This is a genomic window from Stenotrophomonas sp. B2, assembly GCF_014947095.1.
In the GTDB taxonomy this organism is placed as follows: Bacteria; Pseudomonadota; Gammaproteobacteria; order Xanthomonadales; family Xanthomonadaceae; genus Stenotrophomonas; species Stenotrophomonas maltophilia_P.
On the sequence record NZ_JADCQA010000001.1, the window covers coordinates 137,517 to 160,141 of the forward strand.

Below are 22,625 nucleotides of genomic sequence, written 5' to 3' on the forward strand. Positions count from 1 at the left end.
GGAGCGCCATTGTGTCGAAGTTCCTTCACGCCGTCAACAGTCTTCCGATGGCGTGCGACGCGCGGCTTGGTCCACCGGGGCCCGCTGCCAGATCGCATACAGCGTTCCGACGATCTCCATTCCCTGCTCGAATGCCGAGAATCTGGCCTTCACCTTGCGGGGGCGGCGGCGCAGGTCGTCGCTGGCCATCAGCTCGCCAGACCGGTCGGCAGATGCCGCCTGGGCCTTCTGCAGGTACTGCTTCTCGAGGTACTTCTCGATCCCGGGAAGGTTCGACAACAGATGGGCCCCGTTGTGCCAGGGCATCAGTACCGCAACCAGGTCGTTGCGTTCTGCGATCTGGATGGCGATGTCCAGGAAGGACTCCACGATGGACCGGAGACAATGCGTCGCAAGCATGTCTTCCATGGGATTGATCGCGCGGATGATGAGGCAGCTCCCGGAAGCGTGCAGGGACGGCACGACCTCGATGTTCACCATGGCCATGCCCGCCAATCGTCGCTGCCTCGGATCGAATACGACCAGGTGGGCGTGGCGCGCCTCCTGCCACATCGCAACGCGATCGCGTGAGCATAGATTGGCGGCATGCTTGGCGAAGTACGCCGCCGGGTGCTTGGTCAACGTCGCCTGCAGATGCGTGCACGATCCGGAAGGGTCCGGGCGGCCATACCTGCCCTTCTCGCGCTTCACCCAGCGCACGCACACATCCAGAACGTTCTTGCGCATCTGCGCGAAGGCCTGATCCAGTGACATGACCGGTACCGTGCTGTCAGCGGACGGCGACGGCGGCAGCAGCCGCTGCAGCAGCTGCCCGGCGTCATCGGGAGCGAGGCTATGCAGAAAACGCTGAGCATGTTCGTCGAGGGCATCCGGCAATGCGCTGTTGAACAACCGATCCAGCTGCTCCAGGTACGCGCTGGTCTGCGCACCGTCCTCCGGCATGCTGGCGACCTCGCTGAAGGTGCTGCGCCGCCACTGGAGGATCTCCGGATCATTGCCTGCGGCAGCCAGCAGCAGGCCGAGATGGGCGGAGACCGACCAAGGATCCCGCGCGGGATCCAGCAACCGCTTCGATCGCAGGTCACGGAACGTTCGCGGCCCCTCATCCGGGCCGTGCTGGAACCGCGTCGCGTGTTCGCTGGCGCGTTTCAGTGCCAGCAGGCTGCTGCGCTCCAGCACGCCTGTGCGTTTTCTGATCGAGCGTTGCCAGGCCATCGGATGGAACGGCTCCAGCCTCCATCCATCCAGGTGCGACTGGAATCCGCGTGCCGCCGCCCAACTTCCACGAACGACATCGACGGACGTGCGGTAGACCATCGAAATGAGCTCCGCATCCACCTCGTCCAGCTCGGCTGACGTTGCTCCCTGCCCGGCCAGCAACTGCTCGACCGCGGGCTGTAACCGGGCCAGCCTGTCCTGCAGTGCTGTCATCGACGTTCCGCCTGCGCGAAGGACCGATGCGAGCAGAAGTCCGCCGGTTCCCTCCAGCATCGCGGGCAACTGCGGCAGGAGGCGCGCCATCTCTTCGCGACGCCGCTTGGCCAGCGCATCGTAGTAGCGCGCCATGGCATCTGCATCGACGGTTCTCTGCGGGCGCGGAACCACCTGGTGCGCCCGTCGTTCGACCACCTCCAGGACGCATCGATGGTTCTGCATCATGAAGCCGAAGTTGTGGCGCTGGAAGGCGTCATCCGCCAGCAGCCGACACAGTTCGGGATCGCTGCCGCTCCACCAGGTCACCCCGTGCAGGCCCCGGGTAGCGAAGTACCAGTCGCGCAGCGCTTTTACCGAATCCAGGCCTTTGTCTTCAACCAGGTAACGCAGCAGTCCCGGACCGAGGGACGCCAGCACTTCCAGCTTCCGCAGCTCTGCAAAATCAGCAGGCGCAATGGCCGAATGCAGGTACTGGAATGCGTCCAGGCTCCCCTGTGCAAGCATTCGACCCACCCATTCGACCAGGACATCGACGTCCATGCCCGCTGTGCGCCCCGCAATGAGGGTCAACCACGCGTCCAGGCGATCGGCGTCACCGACGCGATAGCAGGCCTGGAACGCAACAACGTGGCCCGCTGCACCGAGATCATGGCGAACCAGCACCTGCAGGAATCGATTCAGCCGGTCGGGCCGTCGCAGATACTGGCCGCAGGCGCCCAACTGCGTGAAGTCGAGGCAATGAGGTGCTGCCAGCAGAAGATCGATGGCGGCCTCCACATCTTCGGCCGGGGCATCATCGCTCAGCTCGCCCAGCAACCGACAGCAAGTGGCAAGTGCATCGAGGCCTGCACCACACGCGATCAGATGATGGGCGATCCAGTCAGGCGGTGGAGCATGAAACCCCAGGTAGCCGCGCAGCGTGTGGATATCCGCAGGTGTGCATGCACCGGCTGCACCCACCACCCAGGCCCACGTCTTCGTCGGCGTGCGCCATAACAGATCACGTGCAGAATCGAATACCCCGTGCACCGGCGCAATGCCGGCATCGGCCAGCAGTGTCAGATTCGCGGCCAGACGCGCCGCATCAGATTCTTCCAGGTCGACATCATGAAGGCGCGCCAGGTGCGGCCGCGCAACGCCCGCGCGCATCAGTTGGCGCACAACGGAACGCACCGGCTCGCGCTGCGTTCGCCGCGGCCGCCAGCCGACGCTCCATGTCCTGTGCGCGGACTGCAGCCACTGCAGCTCTTCCTTGTGCTGGATGATGCCTTCATCCACCATCCACCGCGCAAACCATCCAGGCGCTTCAGACCGTCCAGCACACCGGTCGAGGTCCGTCAGCCGACGGAGGCCCAGGCGATGGGCAGCGATGAGCCAGCCGGCATCCCGCAGCTGCAGCGCCCGCAGTTCTTCCCACGACGTGGCTTCGAAGCGGCGCAGGGCGATGTCCAGGCTGCGGCTGTACATGCGTGCTTCCGCATGCAGGAACAGCCGTGCGTGGAACTGGCAGTACACGTACTGGCGGCCCTCGAACGTCCGGATCCGCGACAGCGCGTGTCGCACGTACCTGAGCACCCACGGGAACGGCATGAACACCTGCACCAGAAGCGGCCACCCGCGGCCCTTGCCAGGATGCAGCGCGATGTCCGCCGGAATGCCCAGCGCACGGCGCGCCATGTCTTCCTCGGTGACCACAGTCGGGTCTTGCCCGCGCAGCGCATCGGCCACTGCGATGCGGAAGCCACGGATGCGGTTGCGCGGTGCTTCGGGCCGGTCATCCGTCCGCTCATCGTCGATGTCGTCGTGGAACGCACCCGCGGATCGTCCCCGGCAACCCTCCAGCATCCGATCACGGTACGCCCGGTAGGCGGTCTGCCCACCGTCCTGCCTCGTTTCGTGCACAGCCTCCATCTGCCAGCCCTTGCCCCGCTCCCTGCGTCACCCCGACGACTACAGCGGATGATATCCATTCGGCACGGTCCGCAATGGCGGGCAGGAGGGTCCGGCCTGACCGGAAACGAAAAACGCCCCCTTGCGGGAGCGTTCTTTCTTGAATCTGGAGCGGGAAACGAGACTCGAACTCGCGACCTCAACCTTGGCAAGGTTGCGCTCTACCAACTGAGCTATTCCCGCAGATTCCGTTCGACCTGCGTCGAAGGAGCGCTATTGTGTCGAGATTGCAGCAATGCGTCAACAGAAATCTCCTCGGCGATTCCCGTTTTCCGTTCAGGTTCGGATGAGCGGAAAGCCCGGCAATCCAGGGCCGGCACGACATAAAAAAAGAGAGGCCAGAGACCTCTCTTTCAGAATCTGGAGCGGGAAACGAGACTCGAACTCGCGACCTCAACCTTGGCAAGGTTGCGCTCTACCAACTGAGCTATTCCCGCTTGGGAGGCGAAATTCTACCCATTCTGGAAGGGGCGTCAAGGCCTTTTTTCAACCGCGCGCATCCAGCAACCAGCGCGCTTCGCAACCTGACGGGCATCCCGTGTGCCGCCGATCAACCGTTGCCCAGCTTCTTCTGTCGTGAGCGCTCGCGTGCGGCACGCTCGTCCTCGCGCAGGCTCGGCCAGGCCGCGTGCAGATACTGCAGGCCGGACCACAGCGTCAGCACCGCCGCGATGGCCAGCGTCCAGTCACCGATGTGGAAGATCGGCCAGCCCATCCAGATGTCCTCGACCGCCACGCTGGGCGCGACCGAGTACAGCAGGCACAGGAGCGCAACCATCTGCGCGGTTGTCTTCACCTTGCCGATCATCGCCACCCGCACCTTGGCACGCTGGCCAAGCTCGGCCATCCATTCGCGCAATGCCGATACCGCGATTTCGCGGCCAACGATGACGGCGGCCCAGAACGCCATCCACGGCGTCGGATGCCCCTGCACGATCAGGAACAGCGCCACCGCCACCATCAACTTGTCCGCCACCGGGTCGAGAAAGGCGCCGAACGCCGATTCCAGCTGATAGCGGCGGGCGATCCAGCCATCGAGCCAATCGGTGATCGCGGCCAAGCCGAAGATCGCCGCCGAAGCGAAGTTGGTCCAGGTGTAGGGCAGGTAGAACACCAGCACCAGCACCGGGATCATCACGATCCGCAACAGCGTCAGCCAGGTGGGCAGGGTCAACTTCATGCTTGCGCGCTTCTCTCTCTAATCGGCCGCATCGGGCGTGGCCAACCCGTGCAGGTTAGCGTAGATACGGGCCGCGAGGGCATCATTGATGCCTTCCACCTTGGCGATCTCCGCTTCACCGGCCGCCTTCAGGCCGACCAGCCCACCGAAATGCTTCAGCAGGCTGGCACGACGACGCGGGCCGATGCCCGGGATGTCTTCCAGCCTGCTGGTCATGCGCGCCTTCTGCCGGCGGCCGCGGTGACCGGTGATGGCGAAGCGGTGCGCCTCATCGCGCACCTGCTGGATGAACTGCAGGGCGGGATTGGCGGCACCGGGGCGCAGCTCTCGGCCGTCGGGCATGACCAGCGCCTCATGACCGGCGCGGCGCTCCACGCCCTTGGCCACGCCCACCAGCAATACGCCCTCCACGCCCAGGTCGGCCAGCGCCGCCTGCGCCTGCGCCAGCTGGCCGGCGCCACCGTCGATCAGCAGCACGTCGGGCAGCACGCCCTGCTCTTCCACGGCACGGCGGAAGCGGCGATCGATGGCCTGACGCATGGCGGCATAGTCGTCGCCCGGCTCGATGCCACTGATGTTGTAGCGGCGATACTGGGCACGCACCGGACCGGCCGCATCGAAAACCACGCAGGACGCCACGGTCGCCTCACCCAGCGTGTGGCTGATGTCGAAGCACTCCACGCGCTTGACCGGCTCGGCCAGGCCCAGCATCTCGCGCAGGGCTTCGCTGCGCACGTGCTGCGCGTTGCGGCTGTTGAGCTCGGTGGCCAGCGTCAGCTGCGCGTTGCGGCTGGCCAGCTCTACATAACCGGCGCGCTCGCCGCGCACGTTCCACTTCAGCTGCACCTTGCGCTCGGCCGAAACAGACAGCGCGGCCATCAGCAGATCGGCATCCGGAATCTCGCGATCCAGCAGGATCTCGCGCGGTGGCTCGAACTCGATGTAGTACTGGGAGACGAACGCCGCCAGCACTTCCTGCGGGCTGTCCTCGCCATTGGTGCGGGGGAAGAACGGGCGGGTGCCCAGGTTGCGCCCATCGCGGAATGCCAGCAGCAGCACGCAGGCCTGCGAGCCCTGCATGGCCACTGCCAGCACGTCCAGGTCGGCGGCGCGGCCATCGACGTACTGGCGGGTCTGCATGCTGCGCAGCGACGAAATCAGGTCACGCAGGCGCGCGGCCTGCTCGAACTCCAGTGCTTCACTGGCAGCCTGCATCTGCTCACCCAGTTCACGGGTCAGCTCATCGCTTTTGCCTTCCAGGAAAAGCGCCGCGCGGCGCACCGACTCGGCATACTCGCCTGCCGGTACCAGCTCGACGCAGGGGGCACTGCAGCGGCCGATCTGGTACTGCAGGCACGGCCGTGAGCGGTTGCGGAACACGCTGTCCTCGCAGCTGCGCAGCTTGAACAGCTTGTGCATCAGGTTCAGCGTCTCGCGCACCGCGGTGACACCCGGATACGGCCCGAAATAGCGGCCGGGGATCGCACGCGGCCCCCGGTGCAGGGCGATGCGTGGCCATTCCTCGCGGGTCAGCAGCACGTGCGGGTAGGTCTTGTCGTCACGCAGGGAGACGTTGTAACGCGGTGCCAGCGACTTGATCAGCTGGTTTTCCAGCAGCAGCGCCTCGGCCTCCGAGCGCGTGACAGTCACATCCATCCGCGTGATCTGCGAGATCATCGACATGATCCGCGCGTTCTTCGGGCTGCCATTGAAATAGCTGCCCACCCGGTTGCGAAGCGCGCGTGCCTTGCCGACGTACAGCAGGGTGTCGTCGGCGGCGTACATGCGGTACACCCCGGGGGCGGTACTGAGTTGGGCCGCGAAGGCCTTGCCGTCGAAGGCCGGGACGGGAACGTCGGTCATTCGCTGATCGGTACTTCGCTGAGTACACCACTGTCAGGGTCGAAACGCAGCACGGCGTGCGCGTCGGTCTCGGCGATCCACACCGCGCCCGCGCCCACGGCAAGGCCGGCCGGGCCATGCAGGCGCCGTGGCAACGGTTGCGTGGTCAGTTCGCCGCCGCCCAGGCGCAGCGTGCGCAGGCGACCGTTGCCGGTATCGGCAATCCACAGCAGCGGTGCGCCCGGACTCAGCGCAATCGCCTGCGGGAACTGCAGGCTGGCGTGGGCACGCGGGCCGTCGGCTTCACCGAAGCGCCATGTGCCCTGCCCGAGCAGCGTCTGCACCAGATCCCCACGCAGCTGCAGCGCGCGGATCGAAGACCCCAGCGCATCGGCCACGTACAGGACCTGTTGTACTACGGCAAGCGCGGTGGGTTGCGCGAAGGCAGCCAGATGCCCACTGCCGTCGCGCTCGTCGATCGCGCCACTGCCTGCGCGCCATTGCAGGCTGCGCTGGCCGAGGTGGTAGCTCCAGATCCGGTTGTCACCCGCCATGGCGATATGCAGCTGGTTGTCGGCGATGGCGAGGCCGACCGGATGATCCAGCGGCACCTGTCGCGGCTGGGCGACAGGCCCTTCCACCGGCGCGCCCGGGCGCCCATTGCCGCACAGGGTGTCGACCAGACCGGTCAACAGGTTGATCCGGCGGATGGCGTGGTTGCCGGTGTCGGCGACGTACAGGGCGTCGCGCTCGAGCACCAGTGCCTGCGGCCTGTGGAAGGCGGCCTCGGCCAGATTGCCATCCATGAAATCCGCGGTCCCCAGCCCGAACTGACGAAGCACGCGGCCGCCATGGCTGCATTCGAGAATGCGGTGATGGCCGCTATCAGCGATGTACAGGCGCTCGGTGCTGACCGCCAGGCCCAGCGGAAAGCGCAACGCATGCCGCGGCTCGGGGTGCAGCTCGTTGCCACCGCGCGGCGGGGCCGAGGGTGCACCCTCGCACAGTGCGTTCAGCGCGCGCTCGAGCTCGCCGGCAGCGCCCTGCCCGACCAGCCGCTGCCGCTCGCGTCCCTGCGCGTCGAGAAGGATCAGGGTCGGCCACGCGGTGACACCGAAACGGCGCCAGCCGTCCCAATCCGCATCCAGCAGTACCGGGGCGGTCAGGCCCTGGCGGCGCAGCAGTTTCAACGCGGCATCGGGATCGCGCTCGAAGTCGAAGCGCGGCACCTGCAGCACCAGCGGCTGCAGCTTGCCCGGATGGCGCGACAGCCATTGGCCGAACTCGGCCAGGCGTTGTGCGCTCCAGGCAGAAGCAGCGTTGACGAACAGCAGCGCGACCGGCCGGCCGCGCAGTTCCGCCAGGGTGCAGGGGATGGCATTGAGCCAGGTGGCGAACTCGGGCAGGTCCGGGACAGGCTGGGCGTTCATGCCCTGATTATGCCGGAGTCGACGTCATGCAACAGTCGTGCCACCGCACGTTCTGCCGCTTGGTCAACCAGGGCCCAGACCTGCTCGAAATGATCGCTGCCACCGGTGTACGGATCCGGAATGGCGGCCGCGCCCTGCCCGCCTGACCATGGCAGGTACAGGGCCAGGCGCTGGCGCTCCTGCGCGGTGGCCAGCCGCCCGGCATCACGCAGGTTGGCCTCATCGGCGCAGAGAATCCAGTCGAAGCGCTGGAAGTCATCGGCGCGCAGCTGGCGGGCACGCAGCCCGCTGATGTCAACGCCATGGCCGGCTGCGCAGGCGATCGCCCGCCGGTCCGGCGGCTCGCCCACATGCCAGTCGCCGGTGCCGGCCGAATCGACCTGCACACGGCCGGCCAATGGGGATGCCTCCAGGCGCGCGCGCAATGCCCCCTCGGCCATCGGCGAGCGGCAGATGTTGCCCAGGCAGACGACCAGCAGCTTCATTGCGGGGTCATGGCCCGCAGCACCGCCTCGGCCCGCTCCAGGTCCTCCGGGGTGTCGATGCCAGGCGGAAACGCTTCAGGCGAGATGGCGACGCTGATCGAAAAGCCGGCTTCCAGCACGCGCAGCTGCTCCAGCGCTTCGATCTGCTCCAGCCGGCCCGGCGGCATCGCCGCGACCTGCTGCAGGAAGCCGGCGCGATAACCGTAGATGCCGATGTGACGAAGCCACTGGTGGCCTTCAGGCAGGGCCTCGCGACTGCGTGCGAAACCGTCCCGGTGCCAGGCGATCGGGGCGCGGCTGAAGTACAGCGCCTCGTTGCGCACATTGCGCACCAGCTTGACCACGTTCGGATCGAACAAGGTCTCGGCGTCCTCGACCGTCGTAGCCAGGGTCGACATCGGCGCCGCGCCATCGACCAGCGCCTCGGCCACGGCGCGGATGCCGGCCGCCGGCGCGAACGGCTCATCGCCCTGCAGGTTCACCACCACGGTGTCGTCATCCCAGCCGGCGATGCGCGCGCACTCGGCCAGGCGATCCGTGCCGGATGCATGCGATGCGGCGGTCATCGCCACCTTCACTTCGCCCAGGCCCGCCAGTGCGTCGGCGATCCGCTGATCGTCGGTGGCCACCCATACCTCGCGCGCGCCAGCCAGCAGCGCACGGCGCGCCACATGCAGCACCAGCGGATCGCCGCCGAGCAGGCGCAGCGGCTTGCCCGGCAGCCGCGAGGCGGCATAGCGGGCGGGGATGGCAACGACGAATTCAGTCATGCGGGCGGTACTCGGCAGGCTCGTTACAACGGGAATGTGGCCAGCGGCGCCTGATTGCAAGCGTCGCCCGGCCGCTCAGTTCGGTCGCAGCTTGTCCAGGCGATCGGTCAGCGCCACCCAGAACGCGGCAGGCAGTTCAGCGCGCAACGGCACGGCGTAATACCAGTCATTGCCGAACGCGCGGCACTTCACCGCGTCCTTCTCGGTCATCAACACCGGCAGCTGGCTACCAAAGGACAGTTCCTGCGGCTGGTAGGCATGGTGATCGGCGAAGGCATGCGGCACCACGCCGATGCCGCGCGCGCGCAGCATGTCGAAGAAGCGCTGTGGATGGGCGATGCCCGCCACGGCATGCACGCGCTGGCCCTTGAAATAGCCCAGCGGGCGCGCGCGCCCACCCGCGAGAGGCTGTGCGGTGTCGATATACAGGGCCATCGGCCATTGACCGAATCCGCAGGCCTGCGCCGCGCCGTCCTCATCCGTCTGGCCCAGGTTGACCACGCGGAAATCGCACTCGGCAGCGCGGCTGACCGGCTCGCGCAACGGGCCGGCCGGGATCATCCGGCCGTTGCCGTAGCGGCGCTGCGCATCCACCACTTCGATTTCGATGTCACGGGCCAGCCGGTAGTGCTGCAGGCCGTCGTCGCAGACGATCACATCGCAACCGGCCTCGATCAGCGCACGGCCCGCCGCCACCCGATCGCGATCGACGCGCACCGGCACGCCGGTCTTCCAGGCAATCAGCACCGGCTCATCGCCGCCGGTTGCAACCGGCGTATCGGCCTTTACCCACTGCGCCTTGTCGGCGTTCTCGCGGCCATAACCACGGCTCGCCACGCCTGGCGTCCAGCCGGCCGCGCGCAGCCGCTCGACCAGGGCGATGGTCAACGGCGTCTTGCCGGTGCCGCCAGCGGTGATGTTGCCGACCACGATGACCGGCACCGGCAACGTGTGGCGCTTGCGCCAACCGCGCTGGTACAGGCGTCGCCGCAGCGCGGTGACGCCGGCATACAGCGGGGCCAGCAGGCGCATGGGCCATGGAACCGAACTGCCGTCATACCAGTACGGCGGGGTCTGGGTACCCTTGCCTGCCATCAGTCCTGCCTTTCGCGGAACTGCATGCTGTGCAGGTGCTGGTACAGGCCACCCATGGCAAGCAGCTCATGATGGGTGCCACGTTCGACGATGCGGCCGTGATCCATCACCAGCACCTGGTCGGCGTGCTCGATGGTGGACAGGCGGTGGGCGATCACCAGCGTGGTGCGCTCCGGCATCAGTCGCTGCAGCGCGTCCTGCACCAGCCGTTCGGATTCATTGTCCAGCGCCGCGGTGGCTTCATCCAGGATCAGGATCGGCGCATCACGCAGGATCGCGCGGGCGATCGCCAGGCGCTGGCGCTGGCCACCGGACAGCAGCGCACCGTTCTCGCCCACCGGCGTCTGCAGCTGCTGTGGCATGCGTGCGATGAATTCCCAGGCATTGGCCGCTTCGGCCGCGGCACGGATCTGCTCGTCGGTCGCATCCATGCCATAGGCGATGTTGGCAGCGATGGTGTCGTCGAACAGCATGACCTTCTGCCCGACGATCGCCACCTGCCGGCGCAGGTCAGCCAGCGGATAGTCATCCAGGGGTACGCCGTCCAGCCGGATGACGCCGCCATTGGGCTCGTAGAAGCGTGGCACCAGCCGGATCAGGCTGGTCTTGCCGCTGCCGGAACGACCAACGATGGCGGTGACCGTTCCGGGCCTGGCAACGAAACTGATGTCATCCAGGGCGATGCCGCTGTCTTCGCGATAACGCAGCATCACGTGCTCGAACGACAGTTCACCGCGTACGCGCTGCACGACATGCGTGCCGTCGTCGCGCTCGACCGGCATGTCGATGATGCCGAACAGGCGCTCGGCCGCCGCGACGCCACGCGAGATCGAGGTCTGCACGCTGGTCAGGCGCCGCAGCGAAGGGATGATCGCCATCATCGAGGTCATCAGGCCCATGAACTGGCCCGCATTGAGCTTGCCGGCCAGTGCTTCGCGGGTGGACACCCAGACGATCACTGCCAGGGCCAGCGCAGCGAGGAACTGGACCACGCTGGACGCGGCGGCACGCGTCACTTCGACTTTCATGTTCAGCGCCAGCATGCGGTTGGCCAGGCGCGAGTAACGGGCGATCTCATGCGCCTGCGTGCCATGCACCTTCACTTCCTGCTGCGCGGCGAGCGACTGTTCCGCCGTCTGCGCCATCGTGCCCATGCCGTCCTGGATGCCGCGGCTGATGCGGCGGTAGCGCTTGCCGACATAGGACACGATGCCGCCGATCAGCGGCACCACCAGCAGCATCGCCAGGGTCACCTTCACGCTCATCTGCAGCATCACCACCAGCATGGCGATGATGGTCAGGGTGTCGGCGACCACGGTCTTCAGTGCGTCGGCGCTGGCCTGGGTGACCTGCTCGGTGTCGAAGTTGAGGCGGCTGACCATCACCGGCGTCGCCTCGTTGTCGAAGTGCGAAGACGGCAGGTGCAGGTACTTCTGCAGAACCTGCTCGCGCAGGTCGCGGACCACGCTGCGCCCGGTCTTGGCCAGCGTGTAGTCGCTGACCCAGGTGGCCAGGCTGCGCATCAGGAACAGGCCCAGGATGGTCAGCGGCAGGATCACCGCCATGCGCGGCTCCGGGTTGACGAAGCCCCGGTTGACCAGCGGCTCCATCAGCTTGGTGAAGTGATAGCCGGCCAGTGCTTCGACCACCATCGCGATGACCGCGGCCACCATGAACACCCAATAGGCCCGGGTATATCCCAGCAGGCGTTTGTAGATCGGCCACACCGGCGCGTGTTTGGAACTCATGGACGCACCTCTGGCGCAGTGGCGATTGCAATACGGCGGAAACCGAGCTGACCAAGCGCATCCTGCGCGGTCACGACGGCCTGGTAGGGAGTACGCGCGTCGGCACGCAGCAGCACGGTCTGTTCGCGATCACTGCCCGCCACAGCGGCAATGGTCTGCTTGACCGACTCGACGTCGCTGCGCAGCACTTCCTGGTCATTGATGAAATAGCGGCCATCGGCATTGATCAGCACGCTCAACGAACGCGGTGGTTCATCGCTGTGCTGCTGGCTGGCGGTGGGCAGCTGCACCTGCAGCGTCGAACGCGCATCGAAGGTGGTGGTGACCACGAAGAAGATGATCAGCACCAGGATGACGTCGATCAACGGTACCAGATCGATATGCGGCTCATCCTGGGATCGGTCGTTGCCGATACGCATCGATCAGGCCTTCGCCGGGGCGGGCGCAGCGGCACGTGCAGCCGATGCCGGTGCGGGCGCCATCACGCCGGGACGACCATCGAGCGTATCCAGCAACGCGCTGGCTTCCTGTTCCATCTCCACCACGTAGCCGTGGATCCGGCCCTTGAAATAGCGATGGAACATCAGCGCAGGAATCGCCACGATCATGCCGGTGGCGGTGCAGACCAGGGCCTTGCCGATGCCACCGGCCAACTGGTTCACATCGCCCACGCCGTGGTCGAGGATGCCCAGGAACATCTGGATCATGCCGATCACCGTGCCGAGCAGGCCCAGCAGCGGGCCGGCCGAGGCAATGGTGCCGAGCGCGTTGAGGAACCGCTCCATGCGGTGTACCAGGTGGCGGCCGGTGTCCTCGATGCGCTCGCGGATCTGGTCGCGCGGACGATTGCGTGCTTCCAGCGCGGCGGCCAGCAGCGCTCCCAGTGGCGAGTTGGCACGCAGCGTCTGCAGATGGGCAGGGTCGAGCTTGCCGCGCGCAGCCCAGTTGCGCACTTCCTGGCCCAGCCCCGGTGGCAGCACTTCAGCGCGCCGCAGGGACCAGAAGCGCTCCAGGACGATTGCCAAAGCCAGTACGCCCAACAGCAGCAGCGGCACCATCGGCCAGCCACCGGCCTTGACCAGTTCCCACACGTTTCAACCCTCCGGCCCAGCGGCCGCCTGTTCGATCGGCGATAGGATAGCAGCCGACCGCGCCCGCCCAGCGGCATCCCACCACCGGGCCGCGTGGATGCGCTGTTCACGCAGCTGCAGGCCTTGTGCGCCAAGCCATATGCGGATCGCGCCGGATTCGGCCGTAGCCAGCACTTCGGCGCCCACGGCGCGCCAGCGCTGCACCACGTCACGTTTCGGGTGGCCAAAACGGTTCTGGTGCCCGGCCGAGACCACGGCCAGCCGGGGAGCCACCGCTGCCACCCAGGCCGGATCCGAACTGCCCCCGCTGCCATGATGCGGCACCAGGACCACGTCCGCGCGCAGCTCGCCGGGCGCCCGCTCCACCAGGCGCCGTTCGGTCGCCGCGCCGATGTCGCCGGCCAGCAGGATCACGCCATGTGCGCTGGCGATGCGCAGCACGCAGCTGTCCTCGTTGCCGGCCGTCGGCACGTCGGGCCCGGGATGCAGCACCTCGAAGTCCACCCCGTCCCACCGCCAGCGAACGCCGCGATGGCAGCTGCTGGCACCGTCGAGGCTGCTGCCTGGGGGTGCCAGCAGCTCCAGGTGCGGCAGCTGCCGGCGCAGCCGCGGCAGTGCGCCGGTGTGATCCAGATGGTCATGACTGAGCACCACGCGACCGGGCGGCACCTGACCCAGCGCACGTACGGCCGGCAGCAGGACCCGTTCATCGCCATCGCCACCGATCGCAGGGCCGACGTCGTACCACAATGCATGCCGTGCCGTGCGCACCAGCACCGCCGTGCCCTGCCCGACATCATGCACCAGCAGCTGCACCTCCCCGGCAGCCGGTATGTCACGTGACGGCCATGACAGCGGCAGGCACAGCAGCGCGCCGGCCAGCGCGCCGCCGGCCCCGCGCGGCAGCAACCACCAGAACAGGCCCGCCAAGGCCGCTGGCACGGTCCACGCCGGAGCCTCGGCCAGCCACCACATCGCCTGCGGGTGGTCTGCCAGCGGCTGCAGGGCCTGCCAGCTGAGGTCGAACAGCCAGGACGCTGCGCGCCAGGGCCATCGTCCCGCCCCGCTGTACAGGGCATCCAGAGCGGTGCCAAGCAGTGCCAGTGGCACCACCAGCAGGCTCCACCACGGGATGACCGGCAGATTGACCAGAGGCCCCAGGCGCGCGGCGCCTCCGAACAGGGCCACGCACAGCGGCAGGAGGCCGAGACTGGCCACCCCCTGGGCCGCGAAGAAGGCCTGCAGGCGGCTCCCCACACTGTCGGCGCTTGCCGTCGGCAGGCACCACAGCAGCCAGAGCACGCCACCGAAGCTGAGCCAGAAGCCGGCCGACAGCACGGACAGTGGTGCTGGCAACAGCAGCACCAGGGCCGCCAGTGACACGGCCTGGACCACGTCGGGAGGTCGCCGCCCCCCGCGTGCCAGGGCGATCAGCCCGATCATCAACGCCGTGCGTACGGTCGGCAGTTCCGCGCCGGCCACCAGGGCATAGCCGGCCGCTGCCAGCGCGGCGGAACACGCAGCGGCCTGCGGACGCGGCCAATGACGGGCCAGCGACGGCAACAGCCACCACACTGCGCTGCACAGCAGTGCCGCGCAGCCACCCACCAGGCCCACGTGGAAGCCCGAGATGGCGATCAGGTGGGTCAGCCCCAGCGCACGCAACTGATTCCAATCGGTGTCGGACAGCCATCGGGTATCGCCCAGCGCGAGCGCGCGGATGAAGCGCGATGCGGGGCTGGGAACCTGCATTGCAATCGCATCGCTGCTGCGCTCGCGCCAGGCCAGCAGCCCGTCCGGCGCCTGCAGTTCACGCGCACTGCCCGCTGCACGCACCGTGCCGTGACCGGCAATGCCCGCCAGCACGGCATGACGTTCCGCGTCGAAGCCGCCAGGATTGATCCGCGAGCGTGGCGCCCGCAGCCGCAACGGCAACCGCCACTGCGCCCCCGCACGGACCTGATGACGGCCCCCACCCTCAACGCGCGTGCGGGTTCCGGGCCATGGATCGCTCCAGGTGATCTGCAGGCGCTTGCCCGCCAGTGCGGGATGCCCCGGTGCATCGCCGACCTGCAGGACGAAACGGGTATGGCCGCCCGCCGTTACCGGCAGATCGACGACGCGCCCGCTGACCACGGCATCGCGGACCGGCATGGCCGGCGGCAGTTGCTGCTGCAGCGTCCATTGACCATGCAGGGCCGCCCACGCTGCGCCGAACAGCAGCGCGGCAACCGCGCGGCCGCGCCACGGCAGCGCCCACCCCAGGCCGGCCACGGTGCTCGCCAGCGCGCAGCTCCAGAGCGGTGGCAACGCGGGCAGCAGCACGCACGCCAGGGCGCCGCTGACGAACGCGGCAGTGCAGACCCCGCCAATGGGAGCGGGCAACGGAGTATCGGCGGCCATCGCATCAGCCTGCCGCGTGCTGCCCCTGTCCTCCTATCAGGCAACGACCCGCGCAGCGGTCAGCGCCGCACGCTGCCGCGATGGAAATTGACCCGGAAGCTGGCGCCGCCGCCGACGGCTTCACCCACACTGACCGAGCCACCGTGATGCTGGACGATCTCCTTGACCAGGTGCAGGCCCAACCCGCTTCCACTGCCCGCCGCACGCAGTCGATGGAAGGGCTCGAAGATCGCCTCGCGGTCGCCGACCGGCACGCCCGCGCCCTGGTCGCTGACTTCCAGCAGACCGGTCCGGTCGAGACGTACGCAGATCGTGCCACGCCCGCCGCCATGGACGATGGCGTTGTGCACCAGATTGGCGATGACCCGCCCCAGCGCCAGGCTGTCGCCGTGGATCCACACCGGCGTCTCTGGTGCGTCCACCTCGAAACCGTAGCCAGCGCCCACCACCAACGGAGCCAGTTCGGCCGCCGCTTCGCGCACCACCAGGGCCAGATCCAACCGTTGCATCGCACTGGTGTTGCGATCCAGCCGCTGCAGATCCAGCAGGTGCTCGGCCACGTTGCCCAGGCGCGCAACGTCGGTCAGCAACTGCGATTTCAACTCGCCCTGCGGCAGCTGCGACAGGCGCGCCTGCACCACGGCAATCGGCACGCGCAGCTCATGCGCGGCATCAGCAAGAAACTTGTCACGCGCCGCATAGCCCTGCTGCACCTTGTCGATGGCATCGTTGAACGCCTCCACCAGGGGTGCTACCTCGGTCGAGACCAGCTGCGCGTCCAGCCGCGCGCCCGGCTGGCCGATGTCCAGTTCCTTGGCCTGCTGCGCGGAGCGTCGGACACCGCGCATCGCGCGGTGGATCACGGTCGGCATCACCAGCAGGGTGACCACGATCAGTGGCAGGAAGAACCACAGGCCAATCAGGCGCAGCACCATCAGCGCGCCATCCAGCAGGCCGCCCTTCGGTGCGCCCCCCACCATCACCGTGATGCGACGCCCGTCCTCGTTGCGGATCATCACCCGCGCCACGTCCAGATAGGGCGGCACCAGTGAACCCAGTTCGGTGGCACCCAGCGTCGGCAGCCGCGCCAGCAGCGGCGCATGGATCGCCGGTACCTTGCCACGCTCGAGCCAGGCTCCCCGGTCATCGACGGCGGCGAACCAGAGGTTGCCACCGGCGCGCGCATCCAGCTTCTGCCAGCGTGCCTCGTCCAGCGCCAGGCCCCCATCCTGGCTGTGCACGGCCTTGGCCACCGCCTCGGCGGTGAACATGTCCATGCCCCAGGAATCCTTGTCACCCCAGGTGAGGATCAGTGCGACCACGGCGAACAGCACGGTGAACGCCTGCGCCAGGAACAACCGCCAGGCCAGGCCGAGGGTGATCGATCGGATCGGTCGCGCCATATCAGGCCTCCGCCAGCAGGTAGCCGACGCCGCGGATGACATGGATCTCCACGCCAGCGCCCGCCTGTTGCAGCGCCTTGCGCAGTTTGGAGATGTGCGCATCCAGCGCGTTGGACTGGATCTCGTCATCGAAACCGTAGACCGCCGCCTCCAACGCGCTGCGCGTGACCGTGCGCCCCTGCCTCATCGCCAGCGCCTGCAGCACCAGCACCTGGCGGCGCGGCAGTGCCAGTGTCTGGCCCTGCACCTGCGCCTGCAGCGATTCGAAGTCGAATTCCAGCTGCCCGAGCCGCAGGCTGGGGGTGACCATCGCCGATGGCCGACGCGATACCGCGCGGATGCGTGCCATCAGTTCTTCGATCGCCACCGGCTTGACCAGATAGTCATCGGCACCGACATCCAGGCCCTCGACCTTGTCCGACAGCGTGCCCTTGGCGGTCAGCATGATCACCGCCAGATTCGGTCGCAACGTGCGTGCGGTAGCGACGAAGGTGGCACCATCGCCGTCCGGCAGCTGGCGGTCGAGAAGCATCAGCTGGTGCACCGGTTCGCGCAACGCGATGGCGGCTTCGGCGAGGCTGCCGACCACGTCGGCGACTACGCCCTGCCGCTCCAGCCCGGACTGCAGGGCCCGCGAGAGGTCGGGATCATCTTCGACCAGAAGAATGCGCATGGAGGTCTCTGCTGCGGGAAACGGTTCGGATCATTGTGCCAGCCAGGGCCCCGTCGCGCTCCGTGTGCATCGACGCAATGTTGCGACAATGTTGACACCGCAGCATGCAGCCTCATCCCCTGCAAAGCTGTCGATCGATGCCCTTGTCGCCCTCTGCCCTGCTGCGCCCGATGCTGTTCTCCGCCGTGCTGTCGATGCCGCTGCTGGCCCAGGCGGCGGAACAGACACCCGGCGTGAAGGCCGGGATCACGGTCGGCGCGACATCGGGCGCCTACGCGCACTACGACGTCAAGCCATTGGTCGTGCCCGCCCTCTCCTGGCAGGGCGAGCGCTTCTTCGCCAGCCCCGGCTCGCTGGGCATGTACCTGTACAAGGGCGAGGGCCTGCGCCTGTCGGCGGCGCTCACGCCCTACACGCTGCGCTTCAAGACCGATGACGTGAACGATCCACAGCTGCGCCGCCTGCACAGCCGGCAGATGTCGGCGATGGGAGGCATCAATGCCGAATACAGCGCCGACTGGGGCATCGTCGAAGCCAGTGTGATGCGCGAGATCAGCGGCCATGGTGGCGGCCTGGAATCAAGCCTGTACTACAGCTATCCGCTGCAGGCCGGTCGTTTCACCTGGGTGCCGAGGGCCGGAGTGGTGCATTCCAGTGCGCGCCTGCTCGATTACTACTACGGCATCAGCGACGAGGAAGCACTGCGTTCGGGCCTGGCCGCCTACAGCCCCGGCAGCGCCACCTCGCCGAGCGTGCAGATCGCGGTCAGCACGCCACTGGGCAGCAGATGGCGCGCCACCGGCGTAGTGGCCAACCAATGGTTCGGCGATGCGGTCAAGGACAGCCCGATGGCGCGCCGTGGCAGCCAGACATCCGCCTTCATTTCCCTGATGCGTTCGTTCTGACCGAGCGCTCCCCGGACGAGGAATCCCCATGGCCTCACCCAGCCCCGCAGCCGATGCGCACGCGATCCTGCGCGCCCCCGATCTGGACAGCGCCGAACGCGCGTATCTCGGCCTTCTGCCGGACCTGGACCACGTCGATGCACTGACCCGTCGTGCAGTGGGCCTGTCGAAGGTAGCCGACGCGGCACGCGGCTACGCCCTGTCGATGACCCTGATCGGCCTTCGCCTGCAGGAACTGGAGATGGGTGAGCCCTGCACGACGGAGCACCGCCAGGCGACACTGCGCAGCCTGCGCCAGGCCTTCAGCGCCTGACCGCCCCCCCAGAACGGCACCCGTCCGCAGCCGATGCGGGCCACGCGTGTCCGAGTGTGCGGCACGCCGGCACGCAGGTGCGCCATCAGCGGCAGGTCGTCCAGGCCAGCACGGCACACAGGATGGCCACCCAGACCACGGCCTTGAACGTGCCCGCCAGCATGTTGCCGCCGAACAACAGGTCGAGCAGCGGGTTGGGCCTGGAAACGGGAACGTGATCGCTCATCGCAGCTGCTCCTTGTGATGGCCGCGATTGCGCGGGCGCCGCAAGTCTACGCCTGCCCGGTGCGGATTCATCGGCGCCTGGCTGCGTTTGGCGGCTCAATCCCGGTGTTCGTCGCAGGCCGGCTGTGGTCCCGGCGGCGAAGTGCCAGTCTGCCTGCACTTTCCCGCTGGAGCACCGTGCCATGCCGATGCTTGCCCTGTTGCTGCTGTGCGCTGGCGCGTTCGGTCACGCCACCAGTGCCGACGAGCCCGTGCTGGTCGATCTGCACCTACAGTCCGGATCATCGACGAGGGTGGCGCAGCCCGCCATGCAGCGCGAACTGGAACCTGCGAGCCTGCGGCTCTTCCACCTGCGCCAGGATCGACTGCTGCGGGTGGGACAGCAGTGCCTGTCGCAGGAACAGGCCGATGGCCATCGCGAAATCGTCGGCGAGGCACGCATGATCCAGGTGTGGGAGCGTATCGATGGGCACTGGCGGATACGGCGGACGCTCGTCATTGACCACCGGGCCACGCGGACGTGACATCACGCGGCCATTGCATGCGCCCATGAAAAAAGCCGGCGATGGCCGGCTTTTCGTATTACCACCGCTGCACCGGCAGGGCCGGGAGCCAGGTGGTGGGCGGTACAGGGTTCGAACCTGTGACCCCTACCATGTCAAGGTAGTGCTCTACCGCTGAGCTAACCGCCCATCGTGTTACTGCGGCCCGCCAGCGGGCCTCTTTACGTAAAAACCCGGCGCCAGGGCCGGGCTTTCAATTCACGACCGCCCTCTTTCGAGAACGTCGTGGTGGGCGGTACAGGGTTCGAACCTGTGACCCCTACCATGTCAAGGTAGTGCTCTACCGCTGAGCTAACCGCCCGTTTGGGGTCTGAACGTCCGCGAATGCGTCGGTGCAGGCCGCGTATATTACGGATGCCGGCCCGGAAGCGCAACACTTTTGTGAAGACGTGCGGCACTGTCGCGTTCAGCCCAGGCTGGCCTCCTTCAGCTGTCGGATCTGGTCGCGGACGCGGGCCGCGTCCTCGAATTCCAGGTCCTTGGCGTGCTGGTACATCTGCTGTTCCAGAGCCTTGAGACGCGCCGCCAGCTGCGCCGGCCCGAGCGCGCGGTAGTCGGCCACATCCTCGGCCACTCCAGGCCTGCCCTTGCCTTTTCCCTTGCGCGATTCCTTCTCGGCCGCTTCGGATCGGGCACCTTCCAGTACGTCGGTGATCGGACGCGCCACCGAGCGCGGAATGATCCCGTGCTCTTCGTTGTACTCGACCTGCTTGGCGCGTCGGCGGTCGGTCTCGTCGATCGCGGCCTGCATCGAACGGGTCACCTTGTCGGCATACAGGATGGCCTTGCCGCGCACATTGCGGGCCGCACGGCCGATGGTCTGGATCAGCGAACCGGTGGAGCGCAGGAAACCCTCCTTGTCCGCGTCCAGGATCGCTACCAGCGACACCTCGGGCATGTCCAAGCCCTCGCGCAGCAGGTTGATGCCGACCAGCACGTCGAACTTGCCCAGGCGCAGATCACGGATGATCTCCACGCGCTCGACGGTGTCCACGTCCGAATGCAGGTAGCGCACGCGGATACCATGCTCGGTGAGGTACTCGGTCAGGTTCTCGGCCATGCGCTTGGTCAGCGTGGTAACCAGCACGCGGTCGCCAGCCTTGATGCGCTCGTTGGCCTCGCTCATCAGATCGTCGACCTGGGTAGCGACCGGGCGGATCTCCACCATCGGGTCGATCAGGCCGGTCGGCCGCACCACCAGCTCGGTCACTTCGTCGCCCGACTCGCGCATTTCGTACGGGCCCGGCGTGGCCGACACGTAGATGCTGCGCGGCGAGCGCGCTTCCCACTCTTCGAAACGCAGCGGGCGGTTGTCCAGCGCCGAGGGCAGGCGGAAGCCGAACTCGACCAGGGTTTCCTTGCGCGACCGGTCGCCCTTGAACATCGCGCCGATCTGCGGAATGGTCACGTGCGATTCGTCGATCACCAGCAACGCGTCGGCCGGCAGGTAATCGAACAGGGTCGGCGGTGGCTCGCCCGGGCCCTTGCCGGTGAGATGCCGCGAGTAGTTCTCGATGCCGTTGCAGTAGCCGACCTCGGCCATCATCTCCAGGTCGAACTGGGTGCGCTGTGCAAGGCGCTGCGCCTCGACCAGCTTGTTCTGTGCGTAGAGCTGCTCAAGCCGCTCCTTCAGTTCCACCTTGATGGTCTCGATCGCCGCGAGCACGCGTTCGCGGGTCGTCGCATAGTGGGTCTTCGGGTAGACGGTGAAGCGCATCAGGTTGCGCAGGGTTTCGCCGGTGAGCGGATCGAACATCGTGATCTTCTCGACCTCGCCATCGAACAGCTCAATGCGCAGCGCCTCGCTGTCCGACTCCGCCGGGAACACGTCGATCACTTCGCCGCGCACGCGGAAGGTGCCGCGCTGCAGCTCGTATTCGTTGCGGGTGTACTGCAGCTGCGTCAGATGATTGATCAGGTCGCGCTGGTCGATGCGTTCACCCTTGGACAGGATCAGGCGCAGCGACAGGTAATCCTCGGGCGCACCCAGGCCGTAGATCGCCGACACGGTGGCCACCACGATCGCGTCGGGCCGCGACAGCAGGGTTTTGGTCGCCGCCAGCCGCATCTGCTCGATGTGCTCGTTGATCGAACTGTCCTTCTCGATGAAGGTGTCCGACGACGGCACATAGGCCTCCGGCTGGTAGTAGTCGTAGTAGCTGACGAAATACTCCACCGCGTTGTGCGGGAAGAACGCCTTGAATTCACCGTACAGCTGTGCGGCCAGCGTCTTGTTCGGCGCCATGATCAGCGTCGGCTTCTGGATCTGCTGGATGACATTGGCGATGGTGTAGGTCTTGCCCGAGCCGGTCACACCCAGCAGCGTCTGCTTGGCGATGCCGGACTCGAAATTGCTGGTCAGCTTCGCGATGGCGTTCGGCTGGTCGCCCGCCGGTGAATACGGCGAGACGAGTTCAAAACTGTCGCTCATGATGTTGCCAGATCCCGGGAACGGCCAGTATACGGGGCATCCGGTGACGGCCGGCTGAGGGGAAGCCGGACACCCCGACGCGCCAACCTCCAATGGAGACCGGCCGGCGGGGCCGGCAGGCTGGGGGCATGCTCCAGACCCTCTGCAAACACCCCGCGCGCAAGGCCCGGGGGCTCCACCTGCCTGAAATGCTGGTGGTCCTGATGATCCTGTGCGTACTGCTGGCTGTGGCCTGGCGCCCCTGGCAGCGCGCGATGCGCCAGCTGCAGGCCGAATCCCTGCGTGCCCAGCTGGTCGGCAGCCTGTCGCTGGCGCGCAGCACCGCCATCACCGAGGGACGCCCGGTCACCGTGTGCGGCTCCGGCGACGGCAGCCGCTGCGACAACCGCTGGAGCCAGGGCTGGCGCGTTCAGGTTGAGCCGCGGGTGGCCAGCGGGGGAATGACCACCCTGCTGCACACCCTGGAGAACCGCCATCGCCATGTGGAACTGCGGGCGAGCGACCATCGCGCCCACATCCGATTCCGCGCTGACGGGCGCAACGCCGGCACCAACCAGTCCATCGTGCTGTGCGTGCAGGGCCTGGAACACAGCCGCGTGATCATCAACATCCCCGGACGGATCCGGAGCCTGCGCCCACGCGTGCCGACGCCCTGCTGATCCGGCGCGGCCTGCCCCAACGAAA

Annotated in this window: 19 protein-coding genes and 4 tRNA genes; 4 read left to right on the forward strand and 19 right to left on the reverse strand. The window is 67.2% G+C overall.

All coding sequences use genetic code 11. The annotated features are described in order from the left end of the window. Positions 1–33: 33 nt before the first annotated feature. The 15 genes from IMX13_RS00745 to IMX13_RS00815 all read right to left on the reverse strand — a co-directional run bounded on the left by IMX13_RS00745 (position 34) and on the right by IMX13_RS00815 (position 17,504). Positions 34–3,336 carry a hypothetical protein gene (locus IMX13_RS00745; RefSeq protein WP_193395550.1) on the reverse strand — a complete coding sequence of 1,101 codons (3,303 nt, stop codon included), beginning with the start codon at positions 3,334–3,336 and terminating at the stop codon, positions 34–36. Between the two features lie 155 nt (positions 3,337–3,491). Beyond that, a tRNA-Gly gene (locus IMX13_RS00750) sits at positions 3,492–3,567 on the reverse strand. Positions 3,568–3,745: 178 nt separating this feature from the next. Further along, positions 3,746–3,821 (reverse strand) — tRNA-Gly (locus IMX13_RS00755). A gap of 113 nt (positions 3,822–3,934) precedes the next feature. Next, on the reverse strand, positions 3,935–4,564 hold the full coding sequence (gene pgsA, locus IMX13_RS00760; protein WP_053519958.1) for a CDP-diacylglycerol--glycerol-3-phosphate 3-phosphatidyltransferase: 630 nt from the start codon (positions 4,562–4,564) through the stop codon (positions 3,935–3,937). 18 nt (positions 4,565–4,582) lie between these two features. After that, entirely contained in the window at positions 4,583–6,427 is a 1,845-nt protein-coding gene (gene uvrC, locus IMX13_RS00765; RefSeq protein ID WP_193395551.1) for an excinuclease ABC subunit UvrC, read from the reverse strand. Continuing rightward, positions 6,424–7,836, reverse strand: a complete 1,413-nt coding sequence (locus IMX13_RS00770) for a hypothetical protein (protein ID WP_193395552.1) — start codon at positions 7,834–7,836, stop codon at positions 6,424–6,426. The genes uvrC and IMX13_RS00770 overlap by 4 nt, the downstream gene beginning before the upstream one ends. Further along, positions 7,833–8,321 carry a low molecular weight protein-tyrosine-phosphatase gene (locus IMX13_RS00775; protein WP_111186051.1) on the reverse strand — a complete coding sequence of 163 codons (489 nt, stop codon included), beginning with the start codon at positions 8,319–8,321 and terminating at the stop codon, positions 7,833–7,835. The genes IMX13_RS00770 and IMX13_RS00775 overlap by 4 nt, the downstream gene beginning before the upstream one ends. Beyond that, entirely contained in the window at positions 8,318–9,091 is a 774-nt protein-coding gene (gene kdsB / locus IMX13_RS00780) for a 3-deoxy-manno-octulosonate cytidylyltransferase (protein ID WP_193395553.1), read from the reverse strand. Before kdsB ends, IMX13_RS00775 begins: the two co-directional genes overlap by 4 nt. A gap of 75 nt (positions 9,092–9,166) precedes the next feature. After that, the gene (gene lpxK, locus IMX13_RS00785) at positions 9,167–10,186 is read right to left on the reverse strand and encodes a tetraacyldisaccharide 4'-kinase (protein ID WP_193395554.1); all 1,020 of its coding nucleotides are present in this window, start codon (positions 10,184–10,186) and stop codon (positions 9,167–9,169) included. Continuing rightward, the gene (msbA, locus tag IMX13_RS00790) at positions 10,186–11,934 is read right to left on the reverse strand and encodes a lipid A export permease/ATP-binding protein MsbA (protein ID WP_053519964.1); all 1,749 of its coding nucleotides are present in this window, start codon (positions 11,932–11,934) and stop codon (positions 10,186–10,188) included. Before msbA ends, lpxK begins: the two co-directional genes overlap by 1 nt. Then, complete coding sequence (locus IMX13_RS00795; protein WP_053519965.1) at positions 11,931–12,353, reverse strand: biopolymer transporter ExbD; 423 nt, start codon at positions 12,351–12,353, stop codon at positions 11,931–11,933. The genes msbA and IMX13_RS00795 overlap by 4 nt, the downstream gene beginning before the upstream one ends. 3 nt (positions 12,354–12,356) lie before the next feature. After that, positions 12,357–13,025, reverse strand: coding sequence for a MotA/TolQ/ExbB proton channel family protein (locus IMX13_RS00800; RefSeq protein WP_053519966.1), 669 nt, complete (start codon positions 13,023–13,025; stop codon positions 12,357–12,359). Positions 13,026–13,028: 3 nt separating this feature from the next. Then, positions 13,029–15,428 carry a DNA internalization-related competence protein ComEC/Rec2 gene (locus IMX13_RS00805; protein ID WP_193395555.1) on the reverse strand — a complete coding sequence of 800 codons (2,400 nt, stop codon included), beginning with the start codon at positions 15,426–15,428 and terminating at the stop codon, positions 13,029–13,031. 59 nt (positions 15,429–15,487) lie between these two features. After that, the gene (locus tag IMX13_RS00810; RefSeq protein ID WP_193395556.1) at positions 15,488–16,831 is read right to left on the reverse strand and encodes a HAMP domain-containing sensor histidine kinase; all 1,344 of its coding nucleotides are present in this window, start codon (positions 16,829–16,831) and stop codon (positions 15,488–15,490) included. 1 nt (position 16,832) lies between these two features. Continuing rightward, positions 16,833–17,504 carry a response regulator transcription factor gene (locus IMX13_RS00815; protein ID WP_065175867.1) on the reverse strand — a complete coding sequence of 224 codons (672 nt, stop codon included), beginning with the start codon at positions 17,502–17,504 and terminating at the stop codon, positions 16,833–16,835. Between the two features lie 137 nt (positions 17,505–17,641). Here IMX13_RS00815 and IMX13_RS00820 point away from each other — a divergent pair, with 137 nt between their 5' ends. Both IMX13_RS00820 and IMX13_RS00825 read left to right on the forward strand, forming a co-directional pair. Then, positions 17,642–18,409, forward strand: coding sequence for a MipA/OmpV family protein (locus tag IMX13_RS00820; protein ID WP_053519970.1), 768 nt, complete (start codon positions 17,642–17,644; stop codon positions 18,407–18,409). A gap of 28 nt (positions 18,410–18,437) precedes the next feature. Then, complete coding sequence (locus IMX13_RS00825; RefSeq protein WP_065175865.1) at positions 18,438–18,722, forward strand: hypothetical protein; 285 nt, start codon at positions 18,438–18,440, stop codon at positions 18,720–18,722. A gap of 85 nt (positions 18,723–18,807) precedes the next feature. Here the strand turns inward: IMX13_RS00825 and IMX13_RS00830 are convergent, their stop codons facing one another. Next, positions 18,808–18,948, reverse strand: coding sequence for a hypothetical protein (locus tag IMX13_RS00830; RefSeq protein ID WP_164972405.1), 141 nt, complete (start codon positions 18,946–18,948; stop codon positions 18,808–18,810). A gap of 181 nt (positions 18,949–19,129) precedes the next feature. Between IMX13_RS00830 and IMX13_RS00835 the strand changes: the two genes are divergently transcribed. Beyond that, complete coding sequence (locus IMX13_RS00835; RefSeq protein ID WP_193395557.1) at positions 19,130–19,471, forward strand: hypothetical protein; 342 nt, start codon at positions 19,130–19,132, stop codon at positions 19,469–19,471. A gap of 93 nt (positions 19,472–19,564) precedes the next feature. On the opposite strand, the gene IMX13_RS00840 is transcribed toward IMX13_RS00835, so the two are convergent. The 3 genes from IMX13_RS00840 to uvrB form a co-directional block, all read right to left on the reverse strand. Continuing rightward, positions 19,565–19,639: transfer RNA gene (locus tag IMX13_RS00840), tRNA-Val, on the reverse strand. Between the two features lie 97 nt (positions 19,640–19,736). Further along, positions 19,737–19,811: transfer RNA gene (locus tag IMX13_RS00845), tRNA-Val, on the reverse strand. A 105-nt stretch (positions 19,812–19,916) separates the two neighbouring features. Beyond that, complete coding sequence (gene uvrB, locus IMX13_RS00850) at positions 19,917–21,941, reverse strand: excinuclease ABC subunit UvrB (RefSeq protein ID WP_053520440.1); 2,025 nt, start codon at positions 21,939–21,941, stop codon at positions 19,917–19,919. 128 nt (positions 21,942–22,069) lie between these two features. Here uvrB and IMX13_RS00855 point away from each other — a divergent pair, with 128 nt between their 5' ends. Then, entirely contained in the window at positions 22,070–22,600 is a 531-nt protein-coding gene (locus IMX13_RS00855; protein ID WP_065175863.1) for a GspH/FimT family pseudopilin, read from the forward strand. Positions 22,601–22,625 lie beyond the last annotated feature (25 nt).

Excerpts from the sequence above, each read along its gene's own strand:
- kdsB (WP_193395553.1), bottom strand. The coding sequence starts at position 9,091 with ATGACTGAATTCGTCGTTGCCATCCCCGCCCGCTATGCCGCCTCGCGG.
- IMX13_RS00810 (WP_193395556.1), bottom strand. The coding sequence starts at position 16,831 with ATGGCGCGACCGATCCGATCGATCACCCTCGGCCTGGCCTGGCGGTTG.
- IMX13_RS00855 (WP_065175863.1), top strand. The coding sequence starts at position 22,070 with ATGCTCCAGACCCTCTGCAAACACCCCGCGCGCAAGGCCCGGGGGCTC.
- IMX13_RS00835 (WP_193395557.1), top strand. The coding sequence starts at position 19,130 with ATGCCGATGCTTGCCCTGTTGCTGCTGTGCGCTGGCGCGTTCGGTCAC.
- lpxK (WP_193395554.1), bottom strand. The coding sequence starts at position 10,186 with ATGGCAGGCAAGGGTACCCAGACCCCGCCGTACTGGTATGACGGCAGT.
- IMX13_RS00805 (WP_193395555.1), bottom strand. The coding sequence starts at position 15,428 with ATGGCCGCCGATACTCCGTTGCCCGCTCCCATTGGCGGGGTCTGCACT.
- pgsA (WP_053519958.1), bottom strand. The coding sequence starts at position 4,564 with ATGAAGTTGACCCTGCCCACCTGGCTGACGCTGTTGCGGATCGTGATG.
- IMX13_RS00775 (WP_111186051.1), bottom strand. The coding sequence starts at position 8,321 with ATGAAGCTGCTGGTCGTCTGCCTGGGCAACATCTGCCGCTCGCCGATG.
- uvrC (WP_193395551.1), bottom strand. The coding sequence starts at position 6,427 with ATGACCGACGTTCCCGTCCCGGCCTTCGACGGCAAGGCCTTCGCGGCC.
- uvrB (WP_053520440.1), bottom strand. The coding sequence starts at position 21,941 with ATGAGCGACAGTTTTGAACTCGTCTCGCCGTATTCACCGGCGGGCGAC.
- IMX13_RS00825 (WP_065175865.1), top strand. The coding sequence starts at position 18,438 with ATGGCCTCACCCAGCCCCGCAGCCGATGCGCACGCGATCCTGCGCGCC.
- IMX13_RS00820 (WP_053519970.1), top strand. The coding sequence starts at position 17,642 with ATGCCCTTGTCGCCCTCTGCCCTGCTGCGCCCGATGCTGTTCTCCGCC.
- msbA (WP_053519964.1), bottom strand. The coding sequence starts at position 11,934 with ATGAGTTCCAAACACGCGCCGGTGTGGCCGATCTACAAACGCCTGCTG.
- IMX13_RS00815 (WP_065175867.1), bottom strand. The coding sequence starts at position 17,504 with ATGCGCATTCTTCTGGTCGAAGATGATCCCGACCTCTCGCGGGCCCTG.
- IMX13_RS00830 (WP_164972405.1), bottom strand. The coding sequence starts at position 18,948 with ATGAGCGATCACGTTCCCGTTTCCAGGCCCAACCCGCTGCTCGACCTG.
- IMX13_RS00795 (WP_053519965.1), bottom strand. The coding sequence starts at position 12,353 with ATGCGTATCGGCAACGACCGATCCCAGGATGAGCCGCATATCGATCTG.
- IMX13_RS00770 (WP_193395552.1), bottom strand. The coding sequence starts at position 7,836 with ATGAACGCCCAGCCTGTCCCGGACCTGCCCGAGTTCGCCACCTGGCTC.